General features: G+C 32.4%; 10 protein-coding genes. 1 reads left to right on the forward strand and 9 read right to left on the reverse strand.

Annotation, left to right across the window (positions count from 1 at the left end; translation table 11 throughout):
* From KA468_RS04540 to KA468_RS04560, 5 genes are all read right to left on the reverse strand, one after another.
* Positions 1–1,537 (reverse strand): U32 family peptidase (locus KA468_RS04540; protein WP_291241748.1); only part of this gene is annotated, 1,537 nt, incomplete at its 3' end.
* Positions 1,538–1,681 carry a hypothetical protein gene (locus KA468_RS04545; protein WP_291241749.1) on the reverse strand — a complete coding sequence of 48 codons (144 nt, stop codon included), beginning with the start codon at positions 1,679–1,681 and terminating at the stop codon, positions 1,538–1,540.
* A gap of 3 nt (positions 1,682–1,684) precedes the next feature.
* Positions 1,685–2,854, reverse strand: coding sequence for a formate-dependent phosphoribosylglycinamide formyltransferase (gene purT / locus KA468_RS04550; RefSeq protein ID WP_291241750.1), 1,170 nt, complete (start codon positions 2,852–2,854; stop codon positions 1,685–1,687).
* A gap of 246 nt (positions 2,855–3,100) precedes the next feature.
* Complete coding sequence (locus KA468_RS04555; protein ID WP_291241751.1) at positions 3,101–4,288, reverse strand: pyridoxal phosphate-dependent aminotransferase; 1,188 nt, start codon at positions 4,286–4,288, stop codon at positions 3,101–3,103.
* A 58-nt stretch (positions 4,289–4,346) separates the two neighbouring features.
* Positions 4,347–5,444 carry an acyl-CoA desaturase gene (locus KA468_RS04560; protein WP_291241752.1) on the reverse strand — a complete coding sequence of 366 codons (1,098 nt, stop codon included), beginning with the start codon at positions 5,442–5,444 and terminating at the stop codon, positions 4,347–4,349.
* A gap of 108 nt (positions 5,445–5,552) precedes the next feature.
* Here KA468_RS04560 and rsmG point away from each other — a divergent pair, with 108 nt between their 5' ends.
* Entirely contained in the window at positions 5,553–6,182 is a 630-nt protein-coding gene (gene rsmG / locus KA468_RS04565; protein WP_291241787.1) for a 16S rRNA (guanine(527)-N(7))-methyltransferase RsmG, read from the forward strand.
* A 53-nt stretch (positions 6,183–6,235) separates the two neighbouring features.
* Here rsmG and KA468_RS04570 read toward each other — a convergent pair whose 3' ends face one another.
* The 4 genes from KA468_RS04570 to KA468_RS04585 all read right to left on the reverse strand — a co-directional run bounded on the left by KA468_RS04570 (position 6,236) and on the right by KA468_RS04585 (position 14,113).
* Positions 6,236–9,550 carry a PA domain-containing protein gene (locus KA468_RS04570; RefSeq protein ID WP_291241753.1) on the reverse strand — a complete coding sequence of 1,105 codons (3,315 nt, stop codon included), beginning with the start codon at positions 9,548–9,550 and terminating at the stop codon, positions 6,236–6,238.
* A 125-nt stretch (positions 9,551–9,675) separates the two neighbouring features.
* Positions 9,676–12,384 carry a T9SS-dependent M36 family metallopeptidase gene (locus KA468_RS04575; protein ID WP_291241754.1) on the reverse strand — a complete coding sequence of 903 codons (2,709 nt, stop codon included), beginning with the start codon at positions 12,382–12,384 and terminating at the stop codon, positions 9,676–9,678.
* A gap of 88 nt (positions 12,385–12,472) precedes the next feature.
* Complete coding sequence (locus KA468_RS04580) at positions 12,473–13,816, reverse strand: deoxyguanosinetriphosphate triphosphohydrolase (RefSeq protein ID WP_291241788.1); 1,344 nt, start codon at positions 13,814–13,816, stop codon at positions 12,473–12,475.
* Between the two features lie 75 nt (positions 13,817–13,891).
* Positions 13,892–14,113, reverse strand: a complete 222-nt coding sequence (locus KA468_RS04585) for a hypothetical protein (protein ID WP_291241755.1) — start codon at positions 14,111–14,113, stop codon at positions 13,892–13,894.
* Between the last annotated feature and the right edge of the window lie 24 nt (positions 14,114–14,137).

Consider the following 14,137-nt stretch of genomic DNA (forward strand, 5'->3'; position numbering starts at 1 on the left):
AAGGATGTGATGTTTTTACCATTTGATGCTCCTTTCGAACATAATTATTTAAACGAATTTCCGATAACTGTTCGAAAACGGTTCTTCGCATTTCGTTAATTTTCGATATTGGTAAAAACCAATTTTGAGAAAATTCAATCGTAATTTCATCGGCATTATAGGGTGTAAACCCAGTTTTTGCTAAATTAACTTTGAAATTTTCTGCTATAGATTCATTATTTTTAGTAAGCTCTTTTTGGTGAACCAATTTAGAAATACTCACATTTCCATCTTCATCCGTAGCAATTAATTCGAAACCTAATTCGTTTTCTTTTAGCACTAAAGTCGTGCTTATTTTTCTAATCGCACTGTCTTCTCTTTCTACAATTTTGATGAAAGCGGCGTCGTTATTTCTGTAAATAAACGTTCCGTCTGCAATTTCTTTTAAAACGTTTGGATAAACGATTCCGTTTTCCACTTTATTTACATAGATACCTTCCGCTTCATTATCAGAATTAATAAAACACAATCCGTCACCATTATTTAGGAAATTTCCGTTTTCAATTTCGTACGAATTGCCAATTGTTTTTATTAGTTTTCCTATATATTGTCCTTTCGATTTTGGACTTTCCCAAGAACCGATGGATTGATGTCTTTCATTTACAAAATAATCGGTATACCCACGGTTAAAGGTTCTATCAAGTGAAGAATCAAATGAATACGTGCATTTTCCTGACGATGCTTTTGTGTATTTATCGTTGTTTTCTGCTAAAAAAGCATCTAATTTCTGACGTAAATAGGAAACGTTATTTTTTACATAGACAATGTCTTTCAAACGTCCTTCAATTTTAAACGAAGAAATTCCTGCTTCTACTAAATTTGGAATTTGATTGGATACATCAAAATCTTTTATAGAAAGCAAGTGACTGTTTTTTATTAATGTATCGCCATTTCCGTCAATTAAATTATAAGGTAAACGGCAATTTTGTGCACAAGAACCTCTGTTTGCTGAACGTTCACCGTTTGCCACACTCATATAGCAATTTCCACTAAAGGAAACACATAAGGCACCCGTTACGAAAAACTCTAATTCTACATCAGACGCTTCGCTGATTTCTTTAATTTGACTTAAATTTAATTCTCTTGCTAAAACGACACGTTTGATTCCAGCATCGGCTAAGAATTTAATTTTATCTGCATCTCGATTATTGGCTTGTGTGCTGGCGTGAAGCACAATTGGTGGTAATTCCATTTCCATTATTGCCATATCTTGAATAATCAAGGCATCGACATTAATATGATACAATTTCCAAATCAGTTGACGGCAAGATTCTAATTCATTATCGTACAAAATGGTGTTAATAACCACAAAAACTTGTGCGTTAAATAAGTGTGCGTATTTTACTAATTCGGCAACATCTTCAATTGAATTGGTAGCATTAGATCGGGCACCATACAAAGGCGCGCCAATATAAACGGCATCTGCACCTGCATTGATAGCAGCTATTCCTTGAATTAAATTTTTTGCGGGCGCTAAAATTTCAATCTTTTTCTTCATTTATGAAAGTTGTATTTTTTGTATATCTGAAGTACTATTTGTTGGGGTTTTTACTTCACATCTTCTTGGACCACATCCTAATCTTCTTGGACCACAAGAAGCCAAAACCAAACAACCTATCACAATTAGAATTATTTTTCTCATTTTTTAACTATTTACTTGTACTAAGGTAGACATTTTTTTCGCTTTTTCAACAATTTCTTCAATGGGTGTATTTAGCGAATCATACGTTAAAGTTACACCCATTCTTCTGTACGGACGAGACGTTGGTTTTCCAAAAAGTCTGAAGTCTGTTTTAGGTTGAAACGCTACGTTTTCAATTCCTGTAAAAGTTGGATGATTTGAATTTTCTGAAGCTAAAATTACGGCACTTGCTCCTGCTCTTTCTTGTGTAATTTCGAAAATTGGTAAACTTAAAATAGCACGTAAATGCAATTCAAACTCGTTAAAATTTTGCGTATTGGCTAATGTTACCATACCGGTATCGTGAGGTCTTGGTGATAATTCTGAAAAATATACGCCTTCATTAGTTAAGAAAAACTCTACGCCAAAAAGTCCTGCACCACCTAAAGCTTCAGTAACCTTTTTTGCCATTTCTTGTGCTTCTAAAATATCTACTTGTGAAACTTTGGCTGGTTGCCAACTTTCTTGATAATCGCCTCGTTCTTGTCGGTGACCAATTGGTGCGCAAAAAAGAGTGGGTAAATTATTATTTTGAGTTACCGTTAAAAGCGTAATTTCCGAATGAAAATTTACAAATGCTTCTACAATTACTTCTACAATATCGCCACGTGAACCTTCAACTGCATAGTTCCAAGCTTTTTCAATGTCTTCATTTGATTTTATTGTAGATTGACCTTTTCCAGATGAACTCATTAATGGTTTTACGACACAAGGCATTCCCACTTCGGCAACTGAATTTTGTAATTCTTCTAAAGAAGTAGCATAACGATAATTAGCCGTTTTTAAACCTAATTCTTTCGCTGCTAAGTCACGAATGGCTTTTCTGTTCATTGTAAAATTAGCTGCTTTTGCAGATGGCACTACGGTAATGCCTTGTTTTTCATAGTCATAAAAACGCTCCGTACGAATGGCTTCTATTTCTGGAACGATAAAATCTGGTTGATGTTTGGCTATAATTCTATCCAATTCCGAACCATCTAACATATTGATTACCTCAAAACCGTGAGCAACTTGCATTGCTGGTGCATTTTCGTAACTATCTACAGCAATTACAGTTTGTCCGATTCGTTGTGCGGCAATTACAAATTCTTTTCCAAGTTCACCAGAACCTAATAGAAGTATTTTTTTATTCATTTTGTGTTGTTTTTAAATTTCAAAATTCGTTGTTCAAACTTGGAATGCTGAAGAACGAATGTTGATTGTTGAATTGGGTTTGCGTTAGGGAATGCAGTGAAAATCCTTTTTTAATTGCCTGAGGTTCTCGAAGGTAATTAAAAAAGATTGTAACGTAATGCCCGACCTGAAAGGGAACGCCCATATAATTAAAAAACCATTAGAAATTAAGATCTTTACTAAATTTCTAATGGTTCTGTTTTGTATTTATGCTAAAGCATTTTTAATTCTTGAAATTGCTTCAATTAACTGTTCTTCGCTTGTTGCGTAGGATAGTCGTAAACAATTTGGACTTCCGAATGCTTCGCCAGTTACGGTTGCTACGTTGGCTTCGGCTAATAAATACATAGCAAAATCTGTAGCGTCTTTAATTTCGGTTCCTTTTACTGTTTTTCCAAAGTAATAAGAAACATCAGGAAACACGTAAAAAGCACCTTCTGGATTGGTTAATTTGAAACCTGGAATATCTTTCATTAATCCGAAAACTAAATCGCGACGTTTATGAAAAGCATCAACCATATATTTAATTTGAGAAGGATTTGCTTGTAATGCTGCAATAGTAGCTCGTTGCGCAATTGAATTAGCACCACTTGTTACTTGACCTTGCATTTTTGTACACGCTTTTGCGATGAATTCTGGCGCACCAATGTAACCAATTCTCCAACCTGTCATAGCAAATGCTTTTGCCACACCATTTACGGTAATGGTATTATTTTCCATTCCTTCGATTGAACCTATAGAACAATAATCATCTGTGTAATTTATATGTTCGTATATTTCATCTGAAACCACGTAAATGTTTGGATATTTTTTTAAAACGGCAACTAAAGCGGTTAATTCTTCTTTGCTATATACTGAACCTGAAGGATTACAAGGAGAACTGAACCACATCATTTTTGTTTTTGGTGTGATGGCAGCTTCTAATTGTTCAGCTGTGATTTTGAAATTTGTTTCCACTGAAGTTGGAACTTCTACTGGAATTCCTCCAGAAAGTTTGATGATTTCAAAGTAAGAAACCCAAAAAGGTGCTGGAAGAATTACTTCATCACCATCGTTAAGCATTACTTGTGCAATATTGTATAGTGATTGCTTTGCACCAGTTGAAACAACAACTTGATTAGGCGTATAGTTTAGATTATTATCTCTTTTAAATTTTTTGCAAATGGCTTCTTTCAAATCTAAATAACCATCCACAGGTGAATAGGTAGAATAATTATCATCAATTGCTTGCTTGGCTGCTGCTTTTATAAAATCTGGCGTGTTGAAATCTGGTTCGCCTAAGCTTAAACTAATAATGTCTTTTCCTTGTTGTTTTAATTCTCTTGCCAATGCTGCCATTGCTAAAGTTTGAGAAACTGCAAGATTGTTAATTCTTTCAGATAAAATGTGATTCATGTTGTGTAGTTAAATATGATATAAATGAAGAAACGCGATAAATCGCGTCTCTATTTTCTTATGCTAATTGAGGTCGTTTACCTAACTCTTTCAAATGTTTGAAATGGGCAATTACTGCACTTCGCATACTTTGATATTCGAAATAAGGTAACTCGCATTCGGCTGCAGTTTGTTTTACAAATTCTGCAATTTTGCCATAATGAATATGGCTTATATTTGGAAAGATATGATGTTCAATTTGATGATTTAGTCCGCCTGTATACCAATTTACAATCCAATTTTTAGGAGCAAAGTTAACTGTAGTTAACAGTTGGTGTATAGCCCAAGTATTTTCGATTTCACCCTCTTCATTCGGGTGTGGATTTATGGTATCTTCAGTAATATGTGCTAATTGAAAAACAACACTTAATATCATTCCAGCTGTATAATGCATTACGAAAAACCCAATTAATATTACCCACCAACTTGCCACTCCAAAAACTAAAGGTAATACAATCCAAAAGCTGAAATACACAATCTTAGAGATTACTAAACCTGTCCAAAGTGTTTTTGGATTTGGCGTATTACCATAAGATAATTTTCTTTTTAAATAACCGCCCATTTGTTTAAAATCGGTAGTTAAACACCAATTGATAGTAAGTAATCCATATAAAAATATTGAATAATAGTGTTGAAATGCATGAAATTTATACCAAGTAGCTTCTTTGGTGAAACGGATTACTCTACCAGCATCTAAATCTTCGTCGTGACCAGGAATATTTGTGTAAGTGTGGTGCAATACATTGTGTTGTACTTGCCAATTATACACATTACCAGCTAAAATATAAATACTTCCGCCCATTATTTTATTTAACCAAGTTTTAGAAGAATACGAACCGTGATTTCCATCATGCATTACATTCATTCCAACACCAGCCATACCAACACCTATGATTATTGATGCAAAAAGATAAGCTAAAACAGGAATATCAATGAAAAATATTACAAAAAACGGAATGAAAAATAAGCTGAACATAATGCCCGCTTTTAAATGCAATTTCCAGTTCCCTGTTTTATCAATATTATGCTCTTTGAAATAGTCGTTAACTCTTTTATTTAGTGTTCTAAAAAATTGATTTTTATCTGTTCTTGAAAAAGTTGGTGTTTGCATTTTCATCTAAATATTATATATTAATTCACAAATATACTACTATTTTTCGAAAATTTATTATGACAAATATCATATGACATAAAAATTGTATTTTTGCAAAAAATAAACAATAATTTGGAACTGATATTAAAGTATTTCCCCGATTTAACCCCATTACAGGTTGAACAATTCACAAAATTATACGATTTGTATACAGATTGGAATTCAAAAATAAATGTAATTTCACGAAAAGACATTGACGAACTTTATTCTAGACACGTTTTGCATTCATTAGGAATTGCAAAAATAATTGAATTTCAGCCTGGTGCATCAATTTTAGACGTAGGAACAGGAGGAGGTTTTCCTGGGATTCCGTTGGCAATTTTATTTCCTGAAACACAATTTTATTTGATAGACATTATTGCTAAAAAAATAAAAGTAGTTCAAGAAGTAGCTAATGGGTTAGGATTAAAAAATGTAAAAGCGGAACAAAAAAGAGCCGAATTAGTAAAAGAAGAATTCGACTTTATTGTTAGCCGAGCCGTAACCAATATGCCAGATTTTGTAAAATGGACAAAAGACAAAACGAAGAAAAATTCTGTTCACGAATTAAAAAACGGAATTTTATATTTAAAAGGTGGTGATTTAACAGAAGAATTGGCCGCATATAAAACCGTTCAGCTATATAATTTACCTGATTTTTTTGAAGAAGATTTTTTTGAAACTAAAAAAGTGGTGTATTTGCCGTTAAAGTATAAATCATAATAACAAAAAAGCCTGTCTAAATAGACAGGCTTTTTTGTTATTATGTGTTTTTATTATTCTAAAATAATTTTTTCAGAGTAATTTAATCCTTCACCGGTTAATTTTAATATATAAATCCCTGATGCAAATCTAGAAAGTTCTATTGCATTTGAACCATTAAAGTTAGATATAGTTTGATTTAATACTTCTCTTCCGTTAACATCAATAATTTTTACCGAAACCTCACCAGAAAAATCATTAATGTTTATATTCAAATTATCTTTTACTGGATTTGGATATATGGATACATTTTTATTATTGGTAAACGTATCGTTATTAAGAACCGCATTAGTAAATGTACCAGAGAAAACTCCTCTACCGTATGTTGCAGCAAAAACAACATTATCATTTCTCAAATCTAAATCTGTAACTTTCACATTACGCATTCCGTTATAAGATTGGTACCACGTTGGTGAAGTTGCATTAAAGTTATTTGTATACCAAACTCCTAAATCTGAACCCACAATCACTTCTGTAGTTGTTAATAATGGGTTTTGAAGAATACATCTTACAGGAATATCTGGGAAATTTCCTTCTTTGTTTACCCAAGTTGGCGTTGCAGAAGTACCATTAGAAGTATACCAAATACTAGTAACATTATAGTTACTCATGGTTACAAAAATTTCGTCATTTGAAGCACCGTATTCAATATCTGAAATTGTACCAACGAAAGCATTAGTAGAAATATCTGTCCAAGTTGGAGTGGTATTTGCATTTGTTAATCTATATAATTTACCCGCTCTAGTTCCAACTAATAAAGTTGTAGAAGTAGTGGTATATTTCGATACTGCAAAAGCAGAAGGTTGACTTGTTAACAATGCATTAGTTAACTGCGTACGAGTTACAGTTCCTGATTTTATATTTGAATATCTTAAGATTCTGTAAGTTGTACCAGTTGTGTAATCAGAATATAACATATCTCTATTAGAATCTAATACCATTGGACAAATAAAAGCTCCATTAGGTGAAGATAAAGGTTCGTTATTTAAATTTCTAACTGTACCATTCGTAAATCTTAAATTTACATTAGCATTATAAACATAATTAGTTATGTAATATTTATCAGTTCCTTGATCGAACATACAAAATGCCCCATCTCCACCCTGAACTTCAGTACTTGTAGCATTCGATGCAGCTGCATTTGGAAAATATTGCGAACCATTATCTTGAGCTCCAGCTACAAAATAATCCCCTGTTAAACCACTTACTGCATTAGTAGGAGCTACACCTAAACTATAAAACTGAGTCACATTAAAACCTTTATTTCTAGATGCTGTTGCTGTACCTCCATTCGAAGAATAATACACGCCTCCATCATTACTAAATAATAATTTAGAGTTTCCTCCAGTTCCATTACCAAAAGCAATCCCATGTTGATCTGAATGCACTTCTTGTAGACCAAGACCTGTATACCAATTACTTAGCTGAGTCCAAACAGTTCCCCCATTAGCAGATTTAAATAAATTAATCCCACCAATATATAATGTTTCATCATTTGTAGGATCAGTTCCTATTAATAAATCATAGAAAGCTTGCCCTCTTGTAAAATCTGTAGCTGGAATACCTGTGTCAGCATCTGTAGGTTGAGATATCACAGTAGTAGTTGCAAAAGCATCTGTAGTTTTAATTATTGTTACTGAATCTGGAATTTCAGATAAAACATACACTTTATCAGGATTTGTTTTTGATACAGCTATTTGTGTTCTATCTCCAGATGCAACTGTATATTTCAATTGAAAAGTATTTCCATCAGTTGAAGAAAAAACTTTTCCGCCTCCATCTCCATATAATGAATTATTTGTAGATGATAGCCATATTTTTCCTCCTGCAGTAATTTCTATATCATTTGGAGCCGTTTTATGACCTGCGGCTGTTAATGGTAAAGAAACTTCATTCCAAGTTGCACCTCCATTCACAGATTTGAATAATCCATAATCAAAACCACCTAACGAAGCACCTGATGCAACTGTTGATGCAGCAGCAACATAAATTTCAGAAACTCCAGCATTATTTCTTACAACTATATCATTAATATGTTGAACTCCTGGAACAAAATTTCCTGTAATAATTGATGTATTTGCTGGGTTTAATGTAACATTAACTGCGCCAGATTGTAAAGCAGCTACTAAGGCATCTCCATCAGTTTTTGAAATAGCGACAGATGGGATACCAACTTCACCATTTGTATCTGTACCACCCATTGCAGCTGGATTTCCAGAAACATTATTCATCATAATAACTGCCACTGCACCCGCATTTGTTGCATTAGTACATTTTTGAATAAAAGTACAAGTACCTCTGCGAATTAAAGCAATTTTCCCACTTACAGAAGCAGCATTATTAAAAGCATTACATCCTTCATTTGGCAAAGACGTACCATCATCAACTAAAACAATATTAGAAGTTATGGCAGTACTTATTGGTACTCCAAAAGCCGTGGTTTCATATGCAGGATATGATGTAGAAAACGGCGTATTAACTATTACTGTTGAAGACGATTGAAAAACAGTAGGTCCAGTTACCCCTCCAAAAACTTTAGTCCAATTGTTTCCTCCATCAGTAGATTTCCATGCACCATCACCATTAACATCTCCACCCACATAAGATTCTCCAGTACCAACATAAAATATGTTTGTATTATTAGGATCTACAGTAATACATGTAATATTAAGATTATCTGGAATATTTACTCTTGTCCATGTAGAATTTGCATTAGAAATATTTGTGTTTTTCCAAATTCCTCCACTTACACCTCCAGCAAAAACAGTTTCATTTGTTGTGTCATTTGGATCAAAAATAACCGCTCTAGTTCTACCACCAACATTTGTTGGACCACGCTCTACCCAGGCATTATCAACACCGTCACCAGGAGTTCTTCCTAATGATAAATCTTCATTACGTTGCTTTTCTAATTTTTGTCTTAATATTTCTAATTTTTCAGGTGTTGGTCTACCAATTTTTGGATCCATAGTAGCTTCCCAATCACTTTCATAATATTTATTTGGAGGAAGACCCATTGCAAGTCTCTCCTTTTTTGACTTTTTTAATGTTTCTGTAAAAGGGCTTTCAGATAAATAGCACATATGCAAAGCTCTCAAAGCTTCATATTCAGATACTTTTTTTTCTGCGTTTACTTTTGAATTAGTTAGATCATTAACAACATTATTAGATACTAATAATTTGTTTGAATTAATTTTTTTAGCTGCATGAACTAAATTTTCTTGTTTAGATTTTTCGATTACCAATTTCTTAGCTACTGTTTTTGAATCTGAACAGTTTAGCAATGTAAAAGAAATAATACCAATATAAAAAAGTATTGATTTTTTCATGTTTATAGGTTTAGGTTAAAAACTCAAAATTAAGGTTTTAAATCTAAAATACAATTTTTTTTTGTTAAAAAATAAAAGCCTGTCAAAATTAATATTCAAACAGGCTAAAAAAATAAAATAGTTTATTATTCTAAAATAATTTTATTTGAGTAATTTAGATTTTCACCTTGTAACTTTAAAATGTACATTCCTGCTAACAAAGAATCTAAATTGATAGTAGAAATAGTATTGAAATCAATATAATTCTGACTAAAAACCTCTCTTCCATTAATATCATATACTTTAATTTGTAATTGACCCACATAATTAGTGATATTTATATTTAGCAATCCATTAGATGGGTTAGGATAAATTTTAAAAAGATTACTATTTTGAAAATATTCATTACCCAAAGTACAATTTGAGCCCGTTGCAGGAGTAGATCCTGGTGTAGGCTCTGTAAAATCTTCTACTTGATCCTGAATACCAGAAATACCAATATTCGATTCAGATAATGCGTTTATACCCATACCTCTTCTTGCGAAAGTTTGCCAAATCATACAATAATTTTGACCATTAGTGGTGTTTTGATCTGCTTGAATAATAGCATTTCTGCATTGAATTAAAGTCGGATTTGCTGGAGTAAGTTTCATCGCATCAATAACTAAACGCATCACCTTATTATTTCCACCAGTTCCGTTGTAAACATTAGCATCATACCCGTATTTCTCAATATAATTCCATGCTAAATCCCATAAAATTACACACCAAACTGAGCCCACTGCATGAACATTAATTTGATCAAATCCATCTGCATCGGTATACCACATAGCATTTGTACTAGCAAAAGTATGAGGGTTTACTGTCATGTTTGTTGAATATTTATAGTTTCTAATACCTAAACCATCATTTGGTTGATTCATAGCATAGGTACCAATTCCTCTATTATCATTTCTTGTATCACCTGCTTTAATTTGCATCATTAACCAAGCCCAATCAGACCATCCTTCACCAGGCTGTTCCGATGAGTTTAATCCAGCTCCTCCACCAACTAATCTACCAGAAATTCCATGTGTATATTCGTGAGCAATAATCCCATTATCAAAATCACCATCACCATTAACATAAATTTCCATACTAGACAAACTTACATTTACTACTCCTGAAGACATAGCAGATATTAATGCTTCTCCATCTACTTGAGACATACTTACAGCTGGAATTGTTATTGTTGCATCTGCTCCAGCCATAGAAATTCCACCAGCAACATTATTTACAATAATTGCTCCAACGGCACCTGCATCTTGTGCTTTTTTTACTTTTATTGCAAATGTACAAGTACCTCTTCTAATTACAGCAATTTTACCATTTAGAGCAGTAGCATTTGTGGGTGCTTCACATGCGTCTGACGTATCAGGAGTGGCATCAACATATAAAACTAAATTGTTAGTCAAAGTGGCAGGCGCTAATGGTAGGCTTACATGACCTGGGCTAAATGCATTATCATTTACGTTATAATTAGTACCAGACAAATTTCCTGAGTTTACAACTAATTTAGATGGTTTTCTTGAATTCCATAAATACATTTGCATTCTTGGTGCAGAACCATCTCCTGGTGTAGAAAAATTTGCATTATTAAGATTTGGTGTTGCAAGCGTTGAACCATCTTGCGCTTCAGCTATTACAGCATCATTTCCAGCGCCACCTCTACCGTAATTAGCCGACTGAAAATTTCTATTTGCTTCATTAAACCCATACTGATACCATAAATCATGCATTATATTGTTTTGATAAAATAAATTTGTTGTTGCAGCATTCAAATATGTTGAAGGTTGATAACTATCACCTCCATAAGGAAAATCAAATGTTAAATTCGGATAAGTTCCACCAGAAGGGGATACACCGGCTGTATTATTTCCATCAATATCATCTTTAGCATAAACATTATTTCCACGAGTAATTGCAAATTGTGTCGTTGTGGTTCCGCCTCCTATCGTGTTATTTGAATTATGCCATCCATTAGGAGAAGCGGCAACTGCTAAAGGAGCTAATGCGGTAGTTGCCTCTGGATTTATTACGAGTTGTCTGGCAGTATGAAACGGGCTTTCAAAATTCCACGGAATTACTCTATAATTTGTAGTTCCAGGAGTCAAAACAGTTTCGACAAATTCATCTTTAAACAAAAAATTAGAATTAAAACCTACCTTTTTATCGATACATCTCGAATGATCATATTTAGGACCAAAACTACAATTATGAACCAAATCTCTTTTTTCTAATAACGCTCCTGTAGTAGCATCGATTTTAACTTGCCATAAATGTTTTGTGCTTTGAGAATAAAACTCATAACTCCATGATAAAACTAGTTCTTCATCTATTAAGAAATATACTAATTCTGCATTTACAGGATCATCCGAAAGAATTCCGTTAGACAATTTATATTTATTAGTTTCCGAAGCAATTATGTTTGAAGAAAAATTAACTTCATTCAATTTGATTAAAGCTTTCGAAAATCCTTCAGTCACGTTTAAAAAAGGCTTAGTAAAACGTGCCTTTTGGGAAATATTTTTAATAAAACCTTCTGGTTTATTAATCACTTCATTATTTTTTATCCAAAAATATATAAAATTATTATTTATTTTAACTCCATTATTAGTTTGTAGAATTAAATAATTTGTAATTCCTGTAGTTTCAGAACTTGTTTCAGATTCAATAATCCAATTTGAAGTATCAGATAAACTAAGATTCAAATTTTTGTAATTATTTGTAATATATGTTTGAATTTTTTCGCTAGGATTTTGAGAAAAAATCAAAGAAGTAAAAAATCCAAAAACAAAAAGTAGGCACTTTTTCATAATAAGTTGAGATATTGGTTCGAGTTCAAATTTAATGTTTTACAAATAAAACACAAAAAAAATATTATTTTTTTTGTGTTTTATTCAATTATATTTTAGTTGCATTGATAATTTTATAAATTTCAATGGCTTTTCCGTCAGTTAACAATGAAACAAACTGACAAATATTTAATAATTTATCATACATTGTTTCTTTATTTCCTTTGTATTTTTCTGGAAGGATATTCATTATTAATTTATCGAAATTTGTACCAGAATTAGTTGAAGTTTGAATATATGCTTGAATAAAAACATCTAAAAGCGTATGAATAACTTTATATCCAATGATTTCTTTTTCAATTACTTCTTTTGATTGGTAAATGTTTTTGACGCTAATTTCAATAATATCAGAAATTTGTGCTTTGTATTGACTTTTATCCATTAAAGAAACTGAAAATTCGCCTTTCAATATGGCAGTTTCATTTTCCATAAATACAGAAACTGCATCATTTATTAAACTGCCAATTGCTAGTGCACGCAAATAACTAATTCGGTCTTCTTTGGTTGTTAATTCGTTGTATTTTTTAGAATCGATAGATTTTTGAACCAACTTTATTAAATATTCTAAAGCGAAGTCTTCATTAATTAAACCTAATTTTATGCCGTCTTCAAAATCAATAATTGTGTAGCAAATATCATCAGCCGCTTCAACTAAAAAGGCTAAAGGATGACGAAAATAACCTACATCAGGATTTGATTTGTTCGAAATCATACCTAATTCTGAAGCTACTTCTTGAAAGAATTGTTTGTCTTGTTGAAAAAATCCGTACTTTTTATCACAAATATTTGAAGTTGGCTTTTTAGGCAAACTTTCTTTCGGATATTTCATAAACGTTCCTAAAGTAGCATAAGATAATCGCAAAGCGCCTTCCACGCCTTCTCTGTTTGATGTTAAGATAGAAAAACCATTTGCATTTCCTTCAAAATCAACAATATCTTGCCACTCTTTTTCAGTTACATCCAACTTGTATTTCTGTCCACTTCCTGAAGAAAAATATTCTCCAATTGCCTTTTCTCCGGAATGACCAAATGGAGGATTTCCAATATCGTGCGACAAACAGGCTGCAGCTACAATCGCACCAAAATCATTTAATTGATAGCCGTGTATTTCTTGTAAATGTGGATATTTTTCTAAAATTTTTTTTCCAACCAATCTTCCAATAGATCTACCAACAACAGAAACTTCCAAACTATGTGTCAAACGCGTGTGAACAAAATCTGTTTTTGAAAGCGGAATTACTTGTGTTTTGTCTTGAAGCAAACGAAATTCTGAAGAAAATATAATTCTATCATAATCTACTTCAAAACCCAAACGGGTGTCGTCTTGTTCTTTTCGTAATCTTTTACTCGTATCGCCTTGTCGTTTTAAAGACAAAAGTTGTTCCCACTTCATCATTGTGTTCGGTTTTAGAAATACGAAGATAGGAATTTTGAAATAAAAAAATCCTTCGTATTGAAGGATTTAAATTTACTCTTTTAAATTAGATAAGAAAAACAAACTTGATTTTTTTGGGTACTTATCATAACTTTTATCACTTGGATTTTCAATAACGGTTTTCAAATTTACCTCATCGCCAATTTTAAACTTTGAAACCACTAATTTATAGTCTAACATATATGGTCCGCAGAAAAAATTTCCGTCGGCATCTTGTTCAATTAATCCTGTATATACTCCTTTTTCTTTTGCCATAATTTTATTTTTTTTCAAAGGTAT

This window comes from Flavobacterium sp., from assembly GCF_017985075.1.
Taxonomy (GTDB): Bacteria; Bacteroidota; Bacteroidia; order Flavobacteriales; family Flavobacteriaceae; genus Flavobacterium.